We start from the raw sequence: 2,049 nt of genomic DNA, 5'->3' as shown, positions 1-2,049 counted from the left end.
GCCGCGCCGCGACGACGTCGTGCGCCCAGCCGCTGCGCACCAGCGCGTGCGCCTCCGCCGTGCGCGCGTAGCCGCCGATCAGCGCCGCGCACCGGGCCTGATGGGCGCGCAACATCGCCACCTCGCGGGCGTGCGGGTAGGGCGCCCGCGGCTCGGCGAGGCTGTCGTCGGCGTCCGACCACACCATGACCAGCCCCAGGTCGGCGAGCGGCGCGAACACCGCGCTGCGGGTGCCGATGACCAGCCGCGCGGTGCCCCGCAGCGCGGCGAGCCAGCGCCGGTACCGGGCCGCGGGCCCCAGGCCCGCCGACAGCGCCACCACCGCCGATTCGTCGATCAGGCCGGTCGCGGCCTGCCCCAGCGCGTCCAGGTCGCGCTGGTCCGGCACGATCGCCAGGGCCGACCGGCCGGCCCGGACGGTCTGCGCGGCCGCCTCGGCCAGCCGCTCGGGCCACGACTCCCCGGGCAGCGCCTGCCAGACGGCCCGGGCGGCCCGCGACTCGGCCAGGGCGGCCAGGAACTGACCGCCGCGGCCGTAGGCCTGCCAGCCCGACGGGTCGACGGGCGCCGGGACGGGCACCGGGCCGGACGCCGCCGGCTCCCGTTCGGCGCGGGCGTGCCGGGCCGGCACCGCCAAGCGCAGCACGTCGGGGCGGGTCCCGGCGTAGCGCGCGGCCACCGCGTCGACCAGCCGCCGGATCTCGGGGGTCAGCACGGGCTCGGGCGACACCACGCGGTCCAGCCAGCCCAGCTTGCCCGCGTGGTCGGTGTCGTTGCGGCGTTCCAGCACGAAGGCGTCGACCAGCCGGCCGTGAAACCGCACCCGCACCCGCACCCCGGGCTGGGCGTCGTCGGACTGTTCGGCCGACACCAGGTAGTCGAACTCACGGTCCAGGTGCGGCACCGACAGCATGGGCAGGACCCGGGCGATCGGCTCGACCTCGACGGGGGTGCGCGCGACCTCGGTCACGGCGCCGCCGGAAGTCGAATCGTAGTGATGTGCACAGTGTCACCGCCCGGGCACACCGTACCGGCGATCGTCGACAGTCAGGTCTCCGCGGGGTCGTCCGGCGCGGGGCGCCCGCGGCCGAAGAAGAATCCCGCGGTGATCAGGATCTGCGCCGCGGCGTACGACCACCAAACCGGCACGGCCAGCGCCTCGTTGCCCAGGACGAAGCGGCCGATGGCGATCATCGAGTCCGACGCCGCGAAGCACACCGCGCCCACCGCGGTCCAGATCGTGGGCAGCCGCGCCGACAGGGCCGCGCACACCATGGCGGTCAGCACACCGATGTAGACCGTGACCGCCGGCTGTTGCGCGCCCAGCCGCGGCCACAACCAGACCAACTGCGCGGCGGCCACCACGCACATCGAGACCACCGCGACCAGCCGCGGTTTCGACGGACGGGCGCGCAGCGGGAGCAGCGCGCCGAGAAAACACAAGTGCGCCAACAGGAATGCGGCCAGGCCCACGACGAACGACGGCGCCCACCACGGGATCGCCAGCGCCCAGTCGCCGACGGCCGATAACAGCAGCGCGGGCATCAGCCACCGGCGCTCGCGGACGTCGGCGTGCCCCGCCGCGGCCAACGTCAACAGCAGCGCCATCGAGGCCTTGAACGCCGGCTGCAACACCCAGTGCCCGGTGAGCTCCGTGCCCGGTACCGAGTTCAGCGCCAGCACCGTCAGGTACACGCCGTAGCCCAGCGCCAGCCAGCCGGCCAGCACCCAGCCGCCCGCCACCAGGCGAGGTGCGTACGGTACCTCCATGCCCAGCTTCGACAACACCGCCGACGAACGGCCCGGGATCGACCCCATCCTGCAGAAGGTACTGGACGCGGTTCCCTTCCGGCTATCCACCGAGGACGGCATCGACGCCGCACGGCAACGGTTCCGCGACCTGCCGCGTCGGCCGCTGCACCCCGAACTGCGGGTCGAGGACCGCACCATCGCGGGCCCGGCGGGCGGTGTCGGCATCCGGATTTATTGGCCCACAACCGATTCCGTCGACGAACCGGCGCCCGTGGTGATGTTCTTCCACGGCGGCGG

General features: G+C 74.5%; 1 protein-coding gene and 2 pseudogenes. 1 reads left to right on the top strand and 2 read right to left on the bottom strand.

Annotated elements, in window-relative coordinates; translation table 11 throughout:
• Together A5714_RS04795 and A5714_RS04790 are read right to left on the bottom strand one after the other, a co-directional pair.
• A pseudogene (locus A5714_RS04795) lies at positions 1–913 on the bottom strand (primosome assembly protein PriA); the annotation flags it as partial.
• Between the two features lie 134 nt (positions 914–1,047).
• Entirely contained in the window at positions 1,048–1,770 is a 723-nt protein-coding gene (locus tag A5714_RS04790; protein WP_068067178.1) for a lysoplasmalogenase, read from the bottom strand.
• Between A5714_RS04790 and A5714_RS04785 the strand changes: the two are divergent.
• Positions 1,769–2,049 (top strand): annotated as a pseudogene (locus A5714_RS04785) (alpha/beta hydrolase); the annotation flags it as partial. The gene A5714_RS04790 and the pseudogene A5714_RS04785 sit on opposite strands and share 2 nt — an antisense overlap.

The sequence above is a fragment of the Mycobacterium sp. E2462 genome, from assembly GCF_001672685.1.
Taxonomy (GTDB): Bacteria; Actinomycetota; Actinomycetes; order Mycobacteriales; family Mycobacteriaceae; genus Mycobacterium.
Note: the sequence above shows the minus strand (reverse complement) of the source record. Positions and strands in the feature narration are given on the sequence as shown.

Coding starts and splice junctions, on each gene's coding strand:
- A5714_RS04790 (WP_068067178.1), bottom strand. CDS start 1,770: ATGGAGGTACCGTACGCACCTCGCCTGGTGGCGGGCGGCTGGGTGCTG.